The sequence below is a fragment of the Nonomuraea spiralis genome (assembly GCF_014648435.1).
In the GTDB taxonomy this organism is placed as follows: domain Bacteria; phylum Actinomycetota; class Actinomycetes; order Streptosporangiales; family Streptosporangiaceae; genus Nonomuraea; species Nonomuraea spiralis.
Map to the genome: position 1 here is coordinate 80,934 of NZ_BMRC01000033.1, position 15,308 is coordinate 96,241.

Genomic DNA, 15,308 nt, shown 5'->3' on the forward strand with positions numbered 1-15,308 from the left:
GGCCACCGGCGAGGGGAGCTATCGTCCTGGGCCATGACTGAGTCCGCCTACCTCCACGCCACCCGGACGGCCTACGACACCGTCGCCGCCGACTACGCCGAACTGCTCAGGCACGAACTGGACACCAAGCCGTTCGACCGCGCCATGCTGGCGGCCTTCGCCGAGCACGTGCAGGGGCCGGACGCCGGAGAGGTGGCCGATCTCGGCTGCGGTCCGGGGCGCATCACCGCCCATCTGCGTTCCCTCGGGGTGAACGTCTTCGGCGTCGACCTGTCCCCGAAGATGGTCGAGGTGGCCCGCGAGACCCACCCGGACCTGCGGTTCGAGGAGGGTTCGATGACCGCTCTCGACCTGGCGGACGGCTCGCTGTCCGGCGCCGTCGCCTGGTACTCGACCGTGCACACCCCGCCGGAGCTGTTGCCGACGGTGTTCGCCGAGATCCACCGGGTGCTCGCCCCGGGCGGCCATCTGCTGATCGCGTTCAAGGTCGGCGACGAACGCCGCCACCTCAGCCAGGGTTACGGCCACGAGCTCTCGCTCGACGTCTACTGGACGCCCCCCGAGCACGTCGCCGACCTCCTGAGCAAGGCCGGACTCGTCCTGGACGCCCAGCTCATCCGCGAGCCCGACGAGAGCGAGAGGCCCCGCTCAGGCCCTCAGGCCTTCTTCCTGGCCCACAGGCCCCACGCCTGAGGGAAACCGGGGCCGTCCCACTGACAGTGGATGTCAGCGATCGCGGGTAGCGTGCCAGCCGTCCTCCTGCCACGCGCACGCCGAAGGAGCAGTCACGTGATCCTGGAAATCCGCACCTACCGCCTCAAGCCGGGCACCCGCGAGGACTTCGTCCGGATCATGCGTGAGGAGTCTCTTCCGCTGCTGGCCAAGGCCGGCATCGACGTGGTGGCCCACGGCGCCTCCCTCGTGGACGAGGACGGCCACGAGGAGGCGTACCTCATCCGGGCCTTCCCCTCCAGGGAGGCCCGCGACGAGCAGGAGGACGCGTTCTACGGCAGCGCGGAATGGTTGCGGGGCCCGCGCGAGGGCATCGTCTCGCGCATCGACGGCTACCACACGATCGTGATCGAGGCGGGCGACGACGCTGTCAGGGCCCTGCGCCGCCAGCCGGACCGGAACGACGGCGGGCGCGGAAGCGGCCCGCCGTCGGAACCGGCGGCGATGATCAGCGGGACAGCTCCCAGCGTGCCCCGTGGGGCGTGTCCTCGACCGTGATGCCCGCCTCCGTGAGCTGGTCGCGGATCGCGTCGGCCGCCGCGTAGTCCTTACGGGCCCGCGCGGCCTTGCGCTGCTCCAGAGCCACCGCCACCAGCGCGTCGACCACCGGCGACAGGTCGGAGCCGGCTCCACGCCACTGCGGCGAACGGGGGTCGAGGCCGAGCACGTCGAGCATGTTCTGGGTCTCGGCCAGGAGGCGCGCGATGGCCTCCTTGTCGCCCCGCGCCAGCGCCACGTTGCCCTCGCGCACCACCTCGTGCACGACGGCGAGCGCCTGCGGGGTGCCGAGGTCGTCGTCGAGCGCGTCGGCGAACGCCTGCGGAAGGGGCGCGTCGGCGTCGACGTCGTGGATCACCTCGGCGGCGCGGGTGACGAAGCCCTCGATGCGCTGGTAGGCCGCCGCCGCCTCCAGCAGCGCCTCCTCGGAGTAGTCGATCGAGGAACGGTAGTGCGGCGCGGCCAGGTAGTAGCGCAGCTCCACCGGCCGGACCTTCTGCACCATGTCGGGGATCAGCAGCGAGTTGCCGAGCGACTTGCTCATCTTCTCGGCGCCGATCTTGAGCATGCCGTTGTGCATCCAGTAGCGCGCGAAGCCGTCGCCGGCCGCCTGCGACTGGGCGATCTCGTTCTCGTGGTGCGGGAAGATCAGGTCGATGCCGCCGCCGTGGATGTCGAACGTCGGCCCGAGGTACTTCGTGGCCATCGCCGAGCACTCCAGGTGCCAGCCGGGACGGCCGAGCCCCCACGGCGTGGGCCAGGTGGGCTCGCCCGGCTTGGCGCCCTTCCACAGCGCGAAGTCGCGCGGGTCGCGCTTGCACGTCTCGTCGTCGGTGTCGGCCGCGGCCCGCATGTTCTCCAGCTTCTGGTTGGAGAGCTTGCCGTAGTGGTCGGCGTAGGACTGGACGCTGAAGTAGACGTCGCCGCCCGAGGCGTAGGCATGGCCGCGCTCGATCAGCCGCTCCATGAGCGTGATCATCTCGGGCACGTGGCCGGTCGCCCTCGGCTCGACGGTGGGCGGCAGGCAGCCGAGCGTGTCGTACGCCCAGGTAAAGGCCCGCTGGTTGCGCTCGGCGATCACGAACCAGGACACGGCCTCCTCGGCCGACACCCGGATGATCTTGTCGTCGATGTCGGTGACGTTGCGGCAGAACGTCACGTCGTATCCGGAACGCGCGAGCCAGCGCCTGAGCACGTCGAAGTTCACGCCCGAGCGGATGTGCCCGATGTGCGGAGGAGCCTGCACGGTCGCCCCACACAGGTAAATCGACGCCCGGCCGGCTTCGACCGGAACGAATTCACGGATGGCGCGCGTGCTGGTGTCGTAGATGTGCAGGCTCACGAAGGCAAGGCTAACGCCTCGGAGGCCCTCGTAGGCCGATTACTCAGCCTCGTACCGTGACCTTGTCCGGACGAATTCGGATGATCAGGCGCTCGGTGCCCGGCTTGTCCTGCCACGGCTGGCCCCGGTACTTCTGGGACAGTTCCTCGATCAGCTCGCCCTCCGGGTCCTCCTCGACCTCCACCCGGCCGCGTACCTCGACATAGCGGTAGGGGTTGTCCGGGTCGATGACCAGCAGACTCGTACGCGGGTCGCGGTCGAAGTTGCGCGGCTTCACGCGGCCCCTGACGGTCGAGAACAGCACCTCGTCGCCGTCCGTGCGCACCCACACGACGGTCGACTGCGGGCTGCCGTCGGGGTTGATACTGGTCACCGTCGCATAGTTCGGGGCGTCCAGGAGTCTGCGTGCTTCTTCCGGCAGCTCGGGCATGTGTCTCCCTTGATCGGTCTTGATTGCCATTCTTCTGTAGGCTCGAAGGCGCCATGGACGTGACTCCCCCCTCTACGCTCCGTCGCCTGGGCATCGCCCTGGCGGGGCTCGCGGTGGCCGCTCTGACCGGAGCCGCCTGCGCGCTGTCCTTCGACGATCTGCGTGCGCTGGCCATCACCGGCGAGGCCCGCCAGGATCTCGCCTTCCTCTACCCGGCCGCGTTCGACGCGCTGCTCGTGGTCGCGCTGCTCGGCGTGCTGCTGCTGCGCCCCGCCCGGCGCCTGGTGCGGGCGCAGGCGGCGACCGTGCTGGTCCTGCTCATCGTGGCCGCCGCGGCGGCGAACGTGGCGACGGCGCTGCGGTTCACCTTCGACGCGCGCCAGGTGGCCGTGGGCGTGGCTCTGGCGCCCTGGGTCATGCTGGCCGTGGCCCTGTGGCTCTGGCTGCTGCTGATCAAGCACGTACAGGCTCACCGGGGTGCGGCGCGGGAGGAGGAGGACGACGACATCGTGCCCTTCCACCCGGGCCGGGCGGCCGGCACGCCGCCTCCGCTCGTGACGGAGGCGCCCACGCCCGTACTGGAGCCCACGCCGCTGGTCGGGCCCACGGCCGCCCCGGAGACGCCGCCGGTCTCGACCGGGGTGTCCGAGTGGGCCGTACGACAGGAGCCCGACGCGGCCCCGACACGCGCGTTAGCCCCCGCCGCCGAACCCGAGCCAGAACCCGAGCCTGAGCCCGAACCCCAGCCGGAGCCGGAACCCGAGCCCGAACCGGCCCCCGAACCGGAACCGGAACCCGAACCCGTGCCGCTGAGGCGGCCGGTCCGATGGGGTGACCGGGTCAAGCCGACCGACGTCCTGGTGCACCCCCGCATCGACACACGCGACGTCGACACCCAGCCCGTCCCGGTCGTCGAGGACGTACGCGTCGCCCGTCCCGACCCCGCCCACGGCCCCGAAGCGGCCGACGACGAGCCTTACAAGGCTGACGAGCCTCGGGCGCACGAACGTGTCTCTGAGGACACCGTGCCCCACCCGGTGATCCACGAGGAGGCTCCGGCCCCGTCCGGCCGTCTGCGCAGCACTCCGCGCCCGCCGGAGCCCGAGGAATGAGCCACCACCACACGCGATGAGCACACGAGAGGCCCGTCCGGGACATCCCGGACGGGCCGTTTCGTGTAATCCCGTCTAGACCCTGGAACCGCGGCGCAGGCCGGCGACCAGGCCGACACCTACGACGGCCAGGACGACCTGCATCACCAGCTCGATCCAGTCGATACCGGGGGTCGTCTCGACGCCGAGCACCTGCGCGATGACCGTGCCCAGCAGAGCGGCAACGATGCCGACGACGATGGTGAGGATCCACCCGATGGCCTGCCTGCCGGGAAGCAGCAGGCGACCGATTGCGCCGATGACGGCGCCAATCACAATGGCGCCAAGGATGGACTGAATGGTCATGACACGAAACCTCCCCGTGAGGGTGAGCCGTTCACTCTCACGGGGAGCTTCGCTACCCGATCGCCGACGATTATGCGCCGGTGTTTCGAATGACCAGGTCAGGTCGTGGTTCGCCGGGCGTCTCCACCGCGTCCGCCGCGTCCCGCGCCCCACTTCGTCACAAGGAGCACGCCGACCACGGCCAGCACGAGCTGAAGTATGTGTTCCAGCCAGTCGATGCCCTTGGTGTCGGCCCATCCGAACGCCTGCGCGATCAGCGTTCCGATCAACGCGGCCACGATGCCGACGATGAGGGTCAGGCCGATGGACATGTTCTGCCTGCCAGGCACTATCAGCCGGGCCAGCGCACCGACGATGGCGCCGATGACCACTGCAGACACAATCGCGCCGATCATGTGTAGCTCCCCCCGAAGACGTTCACATGTCTCAGGAGGGGACATACCCGACACCTCGGGAAACTACCCCCTGAAGGCGGCGATCCGTACCGCGCCAGTGACGAACCGCCGCCCCCCACAGCTGGCGGGTTCGGCGACGACCCGCCGGGACACCCTCACGCATCCCATACATATGACGCGTAATGCCTAGGAAAGGTTGACCACGACGGCCGTGGCGACGGCGGCGATCCCCTCGCCGCGCCCGGTGAGCCCGAGCCCGTCCGTGGTGGTGGCGGAGACGCTCACAGGCGCCCCCACGGCGCCGCTGAGCGCCAGTTCGGCCTCGGCGCGCCGAGGAGCCATCTTGGGACGGTTACCGATCACCTGGACGGCCACGTTGCCGATCTCGAAGCCCGCCGCGCGCACCTGGCGGGCGGTCTCCTCCAGCAGTGTGGCCCCGGAAGCACCCGCCCAACGCGGGTCGGACGTACCGAACAGCCCGCCCAGATCGCCCAGGCCGGCCGCGGACAACAACGCGTCGCAGGCCGCGTGGGCGGCGACGTCGCCGTCGGAATGGCCGTCGAGCCCCGTCTCGTCAGGCCAGCGCAGGCCGGCGAGGCTGAGCTCACGCCCTGAACCAGCCGAAGCGAACGGGTGGACGTCGACTCCGACGCCCACCCGTGGAAGATTCGTGTTCAGGAGTTGAGAACCTCGTCGAGCAGGGCCTCAGCCTTGTCCTCATTGGTCTTCTCGGCGAGGGCGAGCTCGCTCACGAGGATCTGACGAGCCTTGGCGAGCATGCGCTTCTCACCCGCCGACAGGCCGCGCTCGCGGTCGCGACGCCACAGGTCGCGGACCACCTCCGCAACCTTGTTCACATCGCCGGACGCGAGCTTCTCCAGATTGGCCTTGTAACGGCGCGACCAGTTGGTCGGCTCTTCCGTGTGCGGCATCCGAAGAACATCGAAAACCCGCTCAAGGCCTTCCTGGCCGACGACGTCGCGCACCCCGACGAGTTCCGCGTTTTCTGCTGGCACCTGGACGGTAAGGTCGCCCTTGTCGACCTTGAGCACCAGGTAGGTCTTTTCCTCACCCTTGATGGATCGCGTCGTGATTGCTTCGATCCGAGCAGCCCCATGGTGGGGGTAGACGACAGTGTCGCCGACCTGGAAAGTCATGTGACAAGTACCCCTTCCGCTGTACTCCAGGGTACCACGCATCCACAGCCTCCCGGAACAGTGAAATCCTCATAACTGCAGGTCAAAGCCGCATATTGGGGCTTGACAAGCTGTGGACAGTATGAATCGCATTTCCGGACATAGCGAATGACCTGCGGGGGTGCGGATATGACCATGGATTCAGGTGGATATGGTAGGCGCTGCCCAACACCCATGCGCCATACCCGCGCAAGACCAAGGAGAACCCGCACGTGACCAGCCGTCGCTGGATTGTCGTAGCCGCCGCGTTCTTGGCAGCCCCCGTGCTGGCGGGCTGCGGGGCGGGAATCGACGCCAACACCAACAAGCCGTACGCACCGAACGAGGCGGTCGCGCTCATCGACCAGGGTGCTTATGGCACGCGCGGCATTCACATCCCGCAGGCGTTCATCCTCGGACCCGACTCCGGCGCCCAGCTCGCCTGGCGTGGCTCGGCCCCGATCTACCTCAACATCCTCAACACCGCGGGCGCGCCGGACACCCTCCAGGCCGTCTCCGCGGGCTCGGTCGCGTCCGTGAAGGTGACCGCGCCGATCCAGCTTCCCCCGAACCAGCTCGTGAACACCGGCAAGCCGCAGCCGCAGCTGATGCTTGAGAGCATCTCCACAAGCCTCAGAGGCGGCGAGAGCATCCGGCTGGACCTCCAGTTCGCCAACGCCGGGACAGTGTCCCTGAACGTGCCTGTGGTCACGCGCAGCCGTGAGTTCAAGGACTACCCCCCGGCCCCTAACGCCACCCCGGCTCCCACACCCTCGGCGACCGCCACGTCCGAGGCCACCGAAGAGACCCACTGACGACATGAAAAACCCTTGTTCTGGTACGAACCCACGTACCAGAACAAGGGTTGGTCACTCCTCGGCGGCGTCGAACTTGTAGCCCAGGCCCCGTACGGTGAGGATGCAGCGCGGGTTGGACGGGTCGGCCTCGATCTTCGCGCGCAGCCGCTTGACGTGCACGTCGAGGGTCTTGGTGTCGCCCACGTAGTCGGCGCCCCAGACGCGGTCGATGAGCTGGCCGCGGGTCAGCACCCGGCCGGCGTTGCGCAGCAGCACCTCCAGGAGCTCGAACTCCTTCAGCGGCAGCTGCACCTGCTCGCCGCGCACCGCGACGACGTGCCGGTCGACGTCCATGCGCACCGGGCCGACGGCCAGGATCGCCGTCTCCAGCTCCTCCACCACGTCGCCCTGACGGCGCAGCACCGCGCGGATGCGCGCCACCAGCTCCCGCGAGGAGAACGGCTTGGTCACGTAGTCGTCGGCGCCCAGCTCCAGGCCCACGACCTTGTCGATCTCGCTGTCCTTGGCGGTCAGCATGATGACCGGCACCTTCGAGCGCTGCCGCAGCGAGCGGCACACCTCGGTGCCCGGCAGACCGGGCAGCATCAGGTCGAGCAGTACGAGGTCGGCGCCGTTGCGGTCGAACGTGTCGAGCGCCTCGGGCCCGGTCGCCGCGACCGACACCTCGAAGCCCTCCTTGCGCAGCATGTAGGACAAGGCGTCGGAGAAGGACTCCTCATCCTCAACCACTAGAACTCTGGTCATTTTGCGGCCTCCAGGGGAATCGAGGGTGGTACTGCCACCGCCGTCCCGCCGAAGGCGGGCAGACGGAGGGTGAAGGTGGAGCCGGAGCCTTCCTTGCTCCAGACGGACACCTCGCCCGCGTGGGCCGCGGCGACGTGCTTGACGATGGCCAGGCCGAGCCCGGTGCCTCCGGTCGCCCGTGACCTGGCCGCGTCGACGCGGAAGAAGCGTTCGAAGATGCGCTCCAGAGACTCCTCGGGGATGCCGATGCCCTGGTCGCTGACGCTGATCTCGACGGAGTCGCCGGCCGGTCTGACGCTGACCACGACCCGCGTGTGCTCGGGGCTGTAGGCGACGGCGTTGTCGATGAGGTTGCGCAGGGCGGTGACGAGCAGCTCGTCGTCGCCCCAGATGCGCAGCCCCTCGGTGCCGCCGGTGACCAGCGTGATGTCCTTGGCCACCGCCTTGGTGTTGCAGTGGTCGATGGCGTCGTGGACGGCCTCGTCGATGGCCACCTGGCCCGGGGTGGGTATGGGCTCGGCGCCCTGGATCCTGCTCAGCGTGATCAAGTCCTGGACGAGGTAGGTGAGCCGGGCCGCCTCGTGCTGCATGCGCCCGGCGAAGCGGGTGACCGCGTCGGGGTCGTCGGCGGCGTCCTGGATGGTCTCGGCGAGCAGGCTCAGCGCGCCCACCGGGGTCTTCAGCTCGTGGCTGACGTTGGCGACGAAGTCGCGGCGTACGGCCTCGACCCGGCGTCGTTCTGTCTGGTCCTCGGCCAGCACCAGCACCTGGCCGTAGGAGCCGAGGGGGGCCACGCGGACGGCGAAGTTCGTCGTCTCCTGGCCGAACTTGTGACCGGCGACGTCGATCTCGCTCTCGCGGATCTCGCCGTCGCGGCGTACCTGTCTTGCCAGTGCGAGCAGCTCAGCGGCCATCAGCCTGTCGCCCTTGACCAGCCCGAACGCGCGTGCGGCCGAGCTGGCGCGCAGCACGCGGTCGTGCGCGTCGAGCACGACGGCGGACGAGGGGAGCACGGCGAGCACGGAGGCCACGCCCTGGGGCAGCGCCGCTCCGGTCTCGACGCCGTCGGCTGGATCGGTCCTCTTCGGAGCCTCGATCTGATTCCTGTAGAACAGGACCGCCAGGGCTCCCACGACGAACCCGGCCAGGGCCGCGAAGCTCATGGCCATCTCACTCATGCCTTCGATGTTAGGTGGCGAAGTCCAAGGGACAGACCTCTCACCTGCGGATGAACGGCCCTTTCCTGGAAAGTTCATCTCGCAGTAGAGGTTCGTTCATCAAGCGGCACGTACGGTGACGACATGCGCGACGCGTACCATGAAGAACTTGATCTCCTGACCGGCAAGCTCGTCGAGATGACGAGGCTTGTCCGCTCGGCCATCTCCCGTGCCACCACGGCCCTCCTCGACGCCGACCTCCAGCTCGCCGAGAGCGTCATCTCGCGCGACCAGGAAGTGAACGCCACGTTCGCCGACATCGAGTCGTCGATCTTCGAGCTGATGGCCAGGCAGCAGCCGGTCGCGGTGGACCTGCGAATGGTCATCACGGCGCTGCGCATGGGCACCGACCTTGAACGCATGGGCGACCTCGCCGTCCACGTGGCCAAGGTGGCCCGGCTGCGGCACCCCGACTCGGCGATTCCCCCGGAGACGCGCTCGACCATCGTCGAAATGGGGCAGATCGCCGAGAACCTGGTCACCAAGGCCGGCAGCTGCGTGGCCTCCAGGGACGTGGAGTCGGCGCTTGAGCTGGAGCAGGACGACGACGCCATGGACCGGCTGCACCGGCGGCTGTTCCGCAACATCCTGGCCAAGGACTGGCAGCACGGCGTGGAGCCGGCGATCGACATCACCCTGATCGGGCGCTACTACGAGCGGTACGCCGACCACGCGGTACGGGTCGCGGGGGACGTCGTCTACCTGGTGACGGGCACCCGCCCCAGCTGACGGTCCCGTACGGACACCGGCACACACTCCGCCTCTCGGACGCGGGCTCTCCCATCCCGGGACGGCCCGCGCCACTACCTCCTCCGGACGTTCCTGGTGCCCCAGAATGCCCGGCAGGCGAGGCAATTCGGCTGGACGAACCCCAGCAATGCCCTACAGACGCCTGCACAGCGTCCCGTCTCCTGGCCAAAAGCGGATGCGGTCCGGTCTCCGCCTGTGGCAGGCTCCGCCGGTGAATCGTGAACAGATCTCCAGGCTCGCCCATGCGGATCATCCGATCGCGGCCCCGCTCGACGACGAATCGGTGCGCCGCCTTCTGGAACGCGGGCTCCCCCAAGGTGACTCGCGCGTGCTCGACCTCGGCTGCGGCGGCGGGGAATGGCTGCTGCGGGCGCTGGGCGCGTACCCGAAACTGCGGGCCGAAGGGGTGGACGTCGCCGAGGGCGCGCTGGCGCGGGCTCGCGAGAGCGCGGCGGCGCGCGGCGTCGGCGACCGCCTCGTCCTCCACGGCGAGGACGCCGCGGAGTTCACCTCGCCGCACGCGTTCGACCTGGTGATGAGTGTCGGGGCGACGCACGCGTTCGGCGGCCTGCTGCCCACGCTCGCGGCCGCGCGCGAGCACCTGGCTCCCGGCGGGCGTGTCCTGGTCGGCGACGGTTTCTGGGCCCAGAAGCCGTCACCCGAGGCGGTGGAGATGCTCGGCGAGCTGACCGACCTGCCGGCCATGATGGACCGCGTCACCGCCGACGGCTGGACGCCGGTGTACGGGCACATCAGCACCCGCCAGGAGCTCGACGACTACGAATGGGCCTGGACGGGGTCACTGGCCTCGTGGGCTCTGGACAACCCCGACGATCCAGACCATTGCACTGCGCTCACGACGGCCCACACCCATCGCGTCGAGTGGCTGCGCGTCTACCGGGACGTCTTCGGGTTCGTCACCATGATCCTGCGCCCGACGTCCGAATGACGGCGTGTCCCGGCCGGTTACGTCCCGAGATCGCCCGTCTGGTTCCGGCACACGTGCCGCCCCGCTAATTCGCCCCAGACAGCGGCGGCACGGGCGTACGGCCCCCTGGCGGTCTCCTCGTAGGCCCCTTGCCCGGTGACGCGCCGTACGAAGAACTGCGCCGCTTCGAAGCACAGGACGTACTCCTCGCAGCAGGACGCCTCGACCACGCGCAGGAGCCCGCGCGGGACGTGGGGCTCCCATGAAGGCAGGGCGGTGCAGTTCACCTGGAGTTCCAGCTTTGCCGGCGAAAGGAAGGGGCAGGAGCGCTCAGTCCCGGCAGATGTGCTCACATTCCATGCAGCATAGGCATCACAGCCCAGAACGGCCCACATATTGCGGTGTCCGGTATCGGTAAACGCTGCCCGGCGAAAAGGGAGGCGAGGGGACCGGGAGTCCCCCCGCACCGGCGGGCGAAGCCCCTACGGCTTCAGCGGCCCTGGTTGGCGACTGCCTCGATGGCGGCCTTGGCGGCTTCCGGGTCGAGATAGCGGCCGCCCCGCACCCGCGGCCTGAAGTCGGCGTCCAGGTCGTACACCAGCGGGATGCCCGTCGGGATGTTCAGGCCGGCGATGTCCTCGTCGCCGATGCCGTCGAGGTGCTTGACCAGGGCCCTCAGGGAGTTGCCGTGGGCGGTCACCAGGACCGTGCGGCCCGCGGCCAGGTCGGGGACGATCTCGTCGTACCAGTAGGGCAGCATGCGCTCGACGACGTCCTTCAGGCACTCCGTGCGCGGCATGAGCTCCGGCGGGAGCAGGGCGTAGCGGGGGTCGCCGACCTGGGAGTATTCGTCGTCGTCCGCGATGGGCGGCGGCGGCACGTCGTACGAGCGGCGCCAGAGCATGAACTGCTCGTCGCCGAACTCCTCGCGCGTCTGGGCCTTGTTCTTGCCCTGGAGGGCGCCGTAGTGGCGTTCGTTGAGCCGCCAGCTCCGCCGGACCGGGAGCCAGAGCAGGTCGGCCTCGCCCAGGGCGAGCTGGGCCGTCTGGATCGCCCGGGTCATGAGGCTGGTGTGCAGGACGTCGGGGCGCACCCCGGCCTCCTGGAGGAGCCGGCCGCCGCGGCGCGCCTCGTCCTCGCCCTTGGCCGACAGGCTGACGTCCACCCAACCGGTGAACAGGCCCTTCGCGTTCCAGTCGCTCTCACCATGCCGTAGCAGCACCAAAGTCGCCATGCGGCCAATCCTATGGCCGCCGTGCCGGGCGCCTGGAGGTCACTGCCCTGGGTCGGCGAAACGAGCGAAAGCCTGGAGGTTTGCCAGGGATTCGCCGCGTTTGGCGCGCCACTCCCACTCCCGCCTGATGGAGGAGGCGAAGCCCAGCTCCAGCGCCCGGTCGAACCAGTCGTCCGCGTACGTCAGCACGCAGCCGAGCAGGCGGTCGACCTCCTCCTCCGTGACGGCGGCCAGCGGCACCCGGCCGACCAGGTAGACGTCGCCCACCGGGTCGAGGGAGAAGTGCACGCCGTACATGCCGCCGTTCTTGCCGAGGATCCAGCGGTAGAACTCCTCGTGGTTCTCGTCCGGCTGCCGGCAGAAGAACGCCTCGACGTGCAGCACCCGCTCGCCGACGATCAGCCAGGTCATGGTGGCGAGCTTGTGCTGTCCGGGCAGTTTGACGAGGAACGCCCCGGGCCGCGGCTCGTCGTAGGAGACGTCCGCGGCCTTGAGCGCGGCTTCGACGACATCACGCATGGGACCCAGCTTAGGAGTGCGTGACGTACCGGTCAGAAGTTGAGCGCGACGGGCACCTTGTGCAGGTTCGCGACCGCGCCTGCGTACACCTCCATGAGATGCCCGGCGGTGGCCTGCCAGCCGAAGGCGGCCGCGTGGGTGCGGGCGCCCCGCGACAACCCGTCGCGCCAGCCGGGAGCGGTGACGAAGCGGCGCAGGACGCGGGCCCAGTCGGCGGGATCGTGGCCGTCCACCAGCACGCCGGAGACGCCGTCGCGGACGGCGGTGCGCAACCCGCCGACCGCCGCGGCGGCGACGGGTGTGCCACACGCCTGGGACTCCAGGGCGACGAGACCGAACGATTCGCTGTACGAGGGCACGACGGTCACGTCCGCCGCCCGGTACCAGTCTGCCAGTTCCTCCTGCGGAGCCGGCGGCACGAGCCGGACGACGTCGGAGATGCCCAGTTCGGCGGCCAGTTCCGTGAGGATGGACGGCCGGGCGAGCCCGTTGCCCGACGGACCGCCGACGCAGGCCACGACCAGCCGGCCGCGCAGCGACGGATCGTCGATCAGCATGCGGGAGGCGGCGCGCAGCAGCACGTCGGGGGCCTTGAGCGGCTGGATGCGGCCCACGAACAGCAGGACGTGCGCGTCCTGCGGCAGGCCCAGCCGATGCCGGGCGGCGCCCTGTGAGCTGGGCTGGAAGACGGTGAGGTTGACGCCGGGGTTCACGACCGCGACGCGCTGCTCGGCGGCGCCGTACAGGTCGATGAGCTCGCGGGCCTCGTCGGCGGTGTTGGCCACGAGGCGGTCGGCGATCTCCACGACCTGCTCCTCGCCCACCACGCGGGCCTGGGGCTCCGGCTTGTCGTCCTGGGCCAGCAGCAGGTTCTTGACCTTGGCCATGGTGTGCATGGTGTGCACGAGCGGCACACCCCAGCGTTCCTTGGCCAGCCAGCCGACCTGCCCGGACAGCCAGTAGTGGGAGTGGATGACGTCGTAGCGGCCGGCGTCGTACATGGCCTCGGTGCGCAGCACCTCGGACAGGAAGGCGCACATCTGCCCCGGCAGGTCGGCGCGGTCCATCTCCTCGTACGGCCCGGCCGTCAGGTGACGCACCAGGACGCCGGGGGCGAGTTCGGCCACGGGCGGCTGGTCGCGGGCGGTGGCCCTGGTGAAGATCTCCACCTCCACGCCGAGTTGGGCCAGTCTCCTGGCGGACTCGACGATGTACACGTTCATGCCACCGGCGTCGCCCGTACCGGGCTGGTCCAGTGGCGATGTGTGCATGCTGATGGTCGCGACCCGGCTGACCCGTCGTCGCCTCACTCGACACCACCTCCAAGCGGAGTACAACGATCCAGATTTTTTCGACATTCCCGGTCGCAGGTCACAGTGCGGGGCCCTGGCAGGATGAGGGCCATGCAGAGAACGGCAGTGGTGACCGGGGCGAGCGGCGGGATCGGTGAGGCGACCGCGCGGCGGCTCGCCGCCGAAGGTTACGCGGTGGTGGCGGGCGCCCGGCGCCGCGACCGGCTGGACGAGCTGGCCGAGCAGGTGCCCTCGATCAGGCCGGTGACGCTCGACGTGACCTCTCAGGAGTCGGTTGACGCGCTGGTGAGCACGCTCGACCGTTGTGACGTGCTGGTCAACAACGCCGGTGGCGCGCTCGGCGTGGAATCGGTCGCGGACGGCCTTCTGGACGACTGGCAGCAGATGTACGACACCAACGTGCTCGGCTCCCTACGCATGTCCCAGGCGCTGATCCCCAAACTCGTGGAGTCCGGCGACGGCGTCCTGGTCATGCTGACCTCGACCGCGGCCTTCGTCTCGTACGAGGGCGGCGCCGGCTACTGCGCGGCCAAGCACGCCCAGTCCTCGATGGCCGAGACGCTCCGCCTGGAGCTGGTCGGGCAGCCGGTCCGGATCGTCGAGATCGCGCCGGGCATGGTCCGCAGCGAGGGCTTCGCGGTCACCCGCTTCCGCGGGGACGAGTCGGCCGCCGCCCGCGTGTACGAAGGCGTGCCCGACCCGCTGACCTCCGAGGACGTGGCCGACGCGATCGCCTGGAGCGTGACGCGCCCGTCCCACGTGAACATCGACCGCCTGGTGATCAGGCCGCGCGCCCAGGCCGCCCAGCACAAGGTGCACCGCGTCAGCGGAGGCTGAGCCGGATGGCCAAACCGGTCGGCGCGATCACGCGCGGCACGACCTGGCACAACCGGCTGCGCCGGGTCGACCGCTGGACGGCCGCCGTGCACGGCCCGGCGTTGCGCGCAGCCGTCCGTCCCCTCGTCGTCGACCTCGGCTACGGCGCCTCGCACACGACCACGCTGGAGCTGTTCGAACGGCTGCGCGCGGTCGCGCCCGGCGTCGAGGTCGTGGGCATCGAGATCGACCCGGCCAGGGTGGCGCTGGCCAAGCCGTACGAGCGGGAGGGGCTGAGCTTCGTACTCGGCGGCTTCGAGCTGCCCGTCCCGCGCCCGCCGACGCTGGTCCGCGCCTTCAACGTGCTGCGCCAGTACGGCGAGGAGGATGCCTGGCACTACTGGGACGTGTTGTGCGGCAAGCTGGCCCCGGGAGGCGTGCTGGTCGAGGGCACCTCCTCCGAGACCGGACGGCGGGCGGTCTGGGTGGGCCTGTCCCCCGGCGGCCCGCGCACGCTCACGTTCTCCGCCCGTTTCGGCGACTTCGAGCGGCCTTCCGACCTGGCCGACCGCCTGCCGAAGACCCTCATCCACCGGAACGTGCCGGGTGAGCGCATCCATGCGTTCCTGCGCGACTTCGACCACGCGTGGGCGGTCAGCGCCCCCTTTGGGGTGCACGGGATGCGGCAGCGCTGGCTGGCGTCCGTACGGCTGCTGGCCGCGCGCTGGCCGGTGGCCGCGCACCCGCCGCTCGGCGGCCCGGCCAGGTGGCGGCTCGGCGAGCTGACCCTGCCCTGGTCGGCGGTGGACCCGCACTAGGCTCGGCGGCGGATCCGCGCTAGATCGCTGATGTGAAATTCGGTGATCGGCTGCGAGCGTGACGAAGGGCGTCCATGGTCGGTGTGTGAAGACTGACCTAGACGCCCTTCTGATCGCACTCT

20 protein-coding genes are annotated in these 15,308 nt (G+C 69.7%); 8 read left to right on the forward strand and 12 right to left on the reverse strand.

Annotated features, from left to right (window positions below; translation table 11 throughout):
* Positions 1-33 precede the first annotated feature (33 nt).
* A complete protein-coding gene (locus IEZ27_RS45605; RefSeq protein ID WP_189652952.1) occupies positions 34-693 on the forward strand; it encodes a class I SAM-dependent DNA methyltransferase in 660 nt (219 codons plus the stop codon).
* A 96-nt stretch (positions 694-789) separates the two neighbouring features.
* Positions 790-1,230: an NIPSNAP family protein gene (locus IEZ27_RS45610; RefSeq protein WP_189652953.1), complete on the forward strand. Its 441-nt coding sequence runs from the start codon at positions 790-792 to the stop codon at positions 1,228-1,230.
* On the opposite strand, the gene cysS is transcribed toward IEZ27_RS45610, so the two are convergent.
* Positions 1,181-2,572 (reverse strand): cysteine--tRNA ligase, encoded by a 1,392-nt coding sequence (gene cysS / locus IEZ27_RS45615; protein WP_125643093.1) that lies wholly within the window; start codon positions 2,570-2,572, stop codon positions 1,181-1,183. The two genes, IEZ27_RS45610 and cysS, sit on opposite strands and share 50 nt — an antisense overlap.
* Positions 2,573-2,615: 43 nt before the next feature.
* On the reverse strand, positions 2,616-3,032 hold the full coding sequence (locus IEZ27_RS45620) for a PPOX class F420-dependent oxidoreductase (protein WP_308427358.1): 417 nt from the start codon (positions 3,030-3,032) through the stop codon (positions 2,616-2,618).
* A 29-nt stretch (positions 3,033-3,061) separates the two neighbouring features.
* Here IEZ27_RS45620 and IEZ27_RS45625 point away from each other — a divergent pair, with 29 nt between their 5' ends.
* On the forward strand, positions 3,062-4,114 hold the full coding sequence (locus IEZ27_RS45625) for a DUF2637 domain-containing protein (protein ID WP_189652955.1): 1,053 nt from the start codon (positions 3,062-3,064) through the stop codon (positions 4,112-4,114).
* Between the two features lie 75 nt (positions 4,115-4,189).
* On the opposite strand, the gene IEZ27_RS45630 is transcribed toward IEZ27_RS45625, so the two are convergent.
* From IEZ27_RS45630 to IEZ27_RS45645, 4 genes are all read right to left on the reverse strand, one after another.
* A complete protein-coding gene (locus IEZ27_RS45630) occupies positions 4,190-4,459 on the reverse strand; it encodes a GlsB/YeaQ/YmgE family stress response membrane protein (protein ID WP_125643102.1) in 270 nt (89 codons plus the stop codon).
* Positions 4,460-4,557: 98 nt separating this feature from the next.
* A complete protein-coding gene (locus tag IEZ27_RS45635; RefSeq protein ID WP_125643104.1) occupies positions 4,558-4,854 on the reverse strand; it encodes a GlsB/YeaQ/YmgE family stress response membrane protein in 297 nt (98 codons plus the stop codon).
* 186 nt (positions 4,855-5,040) lie between these two features.
* The gene (gene ispF / locus IEZ27_RS45640) at positions 5,041-5,511 is read right to left on the reverse strand and encodes a 2-C-methyl-D-erythritol 2,4-cyclodiphosphate synthase (protein WP_125643106.1); all 471 of its coding nucleotides are present in this window, start codon (positions 5,509-5,511) and stop codon (positions 5,041-5,043) included.
* A 17-nt stretch (positions 5,512-5,528) separates the two neighbouring features.
* Positions 5,529-6,011, reverse strand: coding sequence for a CarD family transcriptional regulator (locus IEZ27_RS45645; protein ID WP_020544658.1), 483 nt, complete (start codon positions 6,009-6,011; stop codon positions 5,529-5,531).
* 251 nt (positions 6,012-6,262) lie between these two features.
* Between IEZ27_RS45645 and IEZ27_RS45650 the strand changes: the two genes are divergently transcribed.
* The gene (locus IEZ27_RS45650) at positions 6,263-6,844 is read left to right on the forward strand and encodes a copper chaperone PCu(A)C (protein WP_229824933.1); all 582 of its coding nucleotides are present in this window, start codon (positions 6,263-6,265) and stop codon (positions 6,842-6,844) included.
* A 54-nt stretch (positions 6,845-6,898) separates the two neighbouring features.
* Here IEZ27_RS45650 and IEZ27_RS45655 read toward each other — a convergent pair whose 3' ends face one another.
* Both IEZ27_RS45655 and IEZ27_RS45660 read right to left on the reverse strand, forming a co-directional pair.
* A complete protein-coding gene (locus IEZ27_RS45655) occupies positions 6,899-7,591 on the reverse strand; it encodes a response regulator transcription factor (protein ID WP_189652956.1) in 693 nt (230 codons plus the stop codon).
* Complete coding sequence (locus IEZ27_RS45660; protein WP_189652974.1) at positions 7,588-8,760, reverse strand: sensor histidine kinase; 1,173 nt, start codon at positions 8,758-8,760, stop codon at positions 7,588-7,590. Before IEZ27_RS45660 ends, IEZ27_RS45655 begins: the two co-directional genes overlap by 4 nt.
* A gap of 132 nt (positions 8,761-8,892) precedes the next feature.
* Here IEZ27_RS45660 and phoU point away from each other — a divergent pair, with 132 nt between their 5' ends.
* Together phoU and IEZ27_RS45670 are read left to right on the forward strand one after the other, a co-directional pair.
* The gene (phoU, locus tag IEZ27_RS45665; protein ID WP_189652957.1) at positions 8,893-9,537 is read left to right on the forward strand and encodes a phosphate signaling complex protein PhoU; all 645 of its coding nucleotides are present in this window, start codon (positions 8,893-8,895) and stop codon (positions 9,535-9,537) included.
* Between the two features lie 232 nt (positions 9,538-9,769).
* Complete coding sequence (locus IEZ27_RS45670) at positions 9,770-10,507, forward strand: SAM-dependent methyltransferase (RefSeq protein WP_189652958.1); 738 nt, start codon at positions 9,770-9,772, stop codon at positions 10,505-10,507.
* A gap of 17 nt (positions 10,508-10,524) precedes the next feature.
* Here IEZ27_RS45670 and IEZ27_RS45675 read toward each other — a convergent pair whose 3' ends face one another.
* From IEZ27_RS45675 to mshA, 4 genes are all read right to left on the reverse strand, one after another.
* Positions 10,525-10,773: a hypothetical protein gene (locus IEZ27_RS45675; protein WP_125643118.1), complete on the reverse strand. Its 249-nt coding sequence runs from the start codon at positions 10,771-10,773 to the stop codon at positions 10,525-10,527.
* Positions 10,774-10,976: 203 nt separating this feature from the next.
* Positions 10,977-11,720: a phosphoglyceromutase gene (locus IEZ27_RS45680; RefSeq protein WP_189652959.1), complete on the reverse strand. Its 744-nt coding sequence runs from the start codon at positions 11,718-11,720 to the stop codon at positions 10,977-10,979.
* Between the two features lie 39 nt (positions 11,721-11,759).
* A complete protein-coding gene (locus tag IEZ27_RS45685; protein ID WP_189652960.1) occupies positions 11,760-12,239 on the reverse strand; it encodes a type III secretion system chaperone family protein in 480 nt (159 codons plus the stop codon).
* A 32-nt stretch (positions 12,240-12,271) separates the two neighbouring features.
* Entirely contained in the window at positions 12,272-13,597 is a 1,326-nt protein-coding gene (gene mshA / locus IEZ27_RS45690; RefSeq protein WP_189652961.1) for a D-inositol-3-phosphate glycosyltransferase, read from the reverse strand.
* 45 nt (positions 13,598-13,642) lie between these two features.
* On the opposite strand from mshA, the gene IEZ27_RS45695 reads away from it, so the two are divergent.
* Positions 13,643-14,389 carry an SDR family NAD(P)-dependent oxidoreductase gene (locus tag IEZ27_RS45695; RefSeq protein WP_125643127.1) on the forward strand — a complete coding sequence of 249 codons (747 nt, stop codon included), beginning with the start codon at positions 13,643-13,645 and terminating at the stop codon, positions 14,387-14,389.
* Positions 14,390-14,394: 5 nt separating this feature from the next.
* Positions 14,395-15,186, forward strand: coding sequence for a class I SAM-dependent methyltransferase (locus IEZ27_RS45700; protein WP_189652962.1), 792 nt, complete (start codon positions 14,395-14,397; stop codon positions 15,184-15,186).
* Positions 15,187-15,308 lie beyond the last annotated feature (122 nt).

Excerpts from the sequence above, each read along its gene's own strand:
- IEZ27_RS45605 (WP_189652952.1), top strand. The coding sequence starts at position 34 with ATGACTGAGTCCGCCTACCTCCACGCCACCCGGACGGCCTACGACACC.
- IEZ27_RS45620 (WP_308427358.1), bottom strand. The coding sequence starts at position 3,032 with ATGGCAATCAAGACCGATCAAGGGAGACACATGCCCGAGCTGCCGGAA.
- IEZ27_RS45630 (WP_125643102.1), bottom strand. The coding sequence starts at position 4,459 with ATGACCATTCAGTCCATCCTTGGCGCCATTGTGATTGGCGCCGTCATC.
- IEZ27_RS45635 (WP_125643104.1), bottom strand. The coding sequence starts at position 4,854 with ATGATCGGCGCGATTGTGTCTGCAGTGGTCATCGGCGCCATCGTCGGT.
- IEZ27_RS45645 (WP_020544658.1), bottom strand. The coding sequence starts at position 6,011 with ATGACTTTCCAGGTCGGCGACACTGTCGTCTACCCCCACCATGGGGCT.
- IEZ27_RS45655 (WP_189652956.1), bottom strand. The coding sequence starts at position 7,591 with ATGACCAGAGTTCTAGTGGTTGAGGATGAGGAGTCCTTCTCCGACGCC.
- IEZ27_RS45660 (WP_189652974.1), bottom strand. The coding sequence starts at position 8,760 with ATGGCCATGAGCTTCGCGGCCCTGGCCGGGTTCGTCGTGGGAGCCCTG.
- phoU (WP_189652957.1), top strand. The coding sequence starts at position 8,893 with ATGCGCGACGCGTACCATGAAGAACTTGATCTCCTGACCGGCAAGCTC.
- IEZ27_RS45680 (WP_189652959.1), bottom strand. The coding sequence starts at position 11,720 with ATGGCGACTTTGGTGCTGCTACGGCATGGTGAGAGCGACTGGAACGCG.
- IEZ27_RS45685 (WP_189652960.1), bottom strand. The coding sequence starts at position 12,239 with ATGCGTGATGTCGTCGAAGCCGCGCTCAAGGCCGCGGACGTCTCCTAC.
- mshA (WP_189652961.1), bottom strand. The coding sequence starts at position 13,597 with ATGTCGAAAAAATCTGGATCGTTGTACTCCGCTTGGAGGTGGTGTCGA.
- IEZ27_RS45695 (WP_125643127.1), top strand. The coding sequence starts at position 13,643 with ATGCAGAGAACGGCAGTGGTGACCGGGGCGAGCGGCGGGATCGGTGAG.
- IEZ27_RS45700 (WP_189652962.1), top strand. The coding sequence starts at position 14,395 with ATGGCCAAACCGGTCGGCGCGATCACGCGCGGCACGACCTGGCACAAC.